1 protein-coding gene and 1 pseudogene are annotated in these 571 nt (G+C 52.9%); one reads left to right on the top strand and one right to left on the bottom strand.

Annotation, left to right across the window (positions count from 1 at the left end):
* Positions 1-169 precede the first annotated feature (169 nt).
* Positions 170-292 (bottom strand): hypothetical protein, encoded by a 123-nt coding sequence (locus ACFSX3_RS31005; protein ID WP_379254525.1) that lies wholly within the window; start codon positions 290-292, stop codon positions 170-172.
* A 48-nt stretch (positions 293-340) separates the two neighbouring features.
* Here ACFSX3_RS31005 and ACFSX3_RS31000 point away from each other — a divergent pair.
* A pseudogene (locus tag ACFSX3_RS31000) lies at positions 341-571 on the top strand (futalosine hydrolase); the annotation flags it as partial.

The following is a 571-nucleotide window of genomic DNA, read 5'->3' as shown; positions in this document are numbered from 1 at the left end:
GTTTTGCATTTGGATCTGACAAACGATAGATCTTCTGATTTTACCTATTATTTAGGAATTCCCAGGAATGTAGCAGCTTGAAAATCGGCTTTTTCAACAGTCTGAAAATCTACATCTAATAGAGCTGAATTTCGACACTTTGGGTGAAGCATCCTTAATTAAGTGCCTTTTATCCAGCTGCTGTTTTAGCAGGGTTTATTCGTTCATCAGCAAGTGGATAAAATCCATCTATCTCCCGCTCCGCATATTTGATTTGTTCTCTAAAACGGCGTAGACTTTCATAATACTTCAAAATGAATCCTATCCTAACTTATACCAAGGCTACAAAAGGAGGCTGATTATGGAATCGAAGGATCATCATCATTCCGGGGCCGCCGCGCGCAGTGCTGCGGCGGAAGAAGCCCCCGCGCCGCGCGTGCTGATCGTGACGGCAGTCGCGGCTGAGCGCGAGGCGGTCCTGCGCGGCCTGGCCGGCAGCCGCCGCTTCGACGTCATCGCGGCGGGCGCCGGCACCGCAGCAGCAGCGGCGGGCACCGCCGCCGCCCTGGCAGCCGGCTCGTACGGCTGCGTC

Source organism: Paenibacillus rhizoplanae, assembly GCF_042684125.1.
GTDB lineage: Bacteria > Bacillota > Bacilli > Paenibacillales > Paenibacillaceae > Paenibacillus_AQ > Paenibacillus_AQ rhizoplanae.
This window is presented reverse-complemented; position numbering and strand designations above follow the sequence as displayed.